The following is a 900-nucleotide window of genomic DNA, read 5'->3' as shown; positions in this document are numbered from 1 at the left end:
CGGTGATTATTCAAAGAAGCTTTCCTTAGTGGAGCGGAAATCAACAGACTAATCTAACACAGCCTAAATAAAAAAATAGACAAAACGCATGGATTAATGAATCCATGCGTTTTTGGAATAATTAACTTTGTTTATTTATCCACTTTATGTAATTGTCCATCACCGTATCAATAAACTGAACAGTTGGCTCATGAACAAGTTTTCCAGATTCGTCGAGCTTTTCATGAACTGCTCCAATAAATACTTCATTTCCTGGTAATGTTAGTGCAGAAATTCCAGGAGAATTTAATATCTGTCGTAAATGCATTTGTGCACGGGCGGTTCCTAATACCCCAGGGGAACTGCCGACAATCATAACAGGTTTGTTCACCATTACTTTATCAACACGGGAAAACCAATCAATTGCATTTTTCAAAAAGGCAGGAATGGAATGGTTGTATTCAGGTGTAACAAATAGAACTCCATCACTTTCAGCCACCTTTTTCTTAATCTCCGTTACGATTTCTGGCGGTGTCAACTCATCATCTTGATTGTACATCGGCATCTTTTCAATTGGCAAAATTTCAATCTCTGCAGTCGTTTGATAGCGATTTTGCATATTTATAGCTAATTTTTTGTTATAGGATTCTTTTCGATTACTGCCAACAAGTGCAACTATTTTCATGTAAAATCTCTCCTTTCAGTCAGTATTAATAATAACACGCTGATGAAAGGAATTCATTTTCTAAAGACTGAAAGAATTTTTTAATAAAAAGAACCCTAACATTTTATGGATGCTAGGATACTTTTGAAAATAGGCTATATTAAAGCTTATTATTGATTTTGGCACTCTGTTGATTTGTGCGGAAGGCGCGAGACTCCTCGAAAATGCTACCGCATTTTCTTCGTGCGTGGGCAGTT

Annotated in this window: 1 protein-coding gene; it reads right to left on the bottom strand. The window is 36.1% G+C overall.

Going from position 1 to position 900, the window contains the following annotated elements; genetic code table 11:
* Positions 1-121: 121 nt before the first annotated feature.
* Positions 122-664 carry an NADPH-dependent FMN reductase gene (locus CHI06_RS16615; RefSeq protein ID WP_095249746.1) on the bottom strand — a complete coding sequence of 181 codons (543 nt, stop codon included), beginning with the start codon at positions 662-664 and terminating at the stop codon, positions 122-124.
* Between the last annotated feature and the right edge of the window lie 236 nt (positions 665-900).

Source organism: Bacillus sp. 7884-1 (assembly GCF_002272245.1).
Lineage (GTDB): Bacteria > Bacillota > Bacilli > Bacillales > Cytobacillaceae > Neobacillus.
Note: the sequence above shows the minus strand (reverse complement) of the source record. Positions and strands in the feature narration are given on the sequence as shown.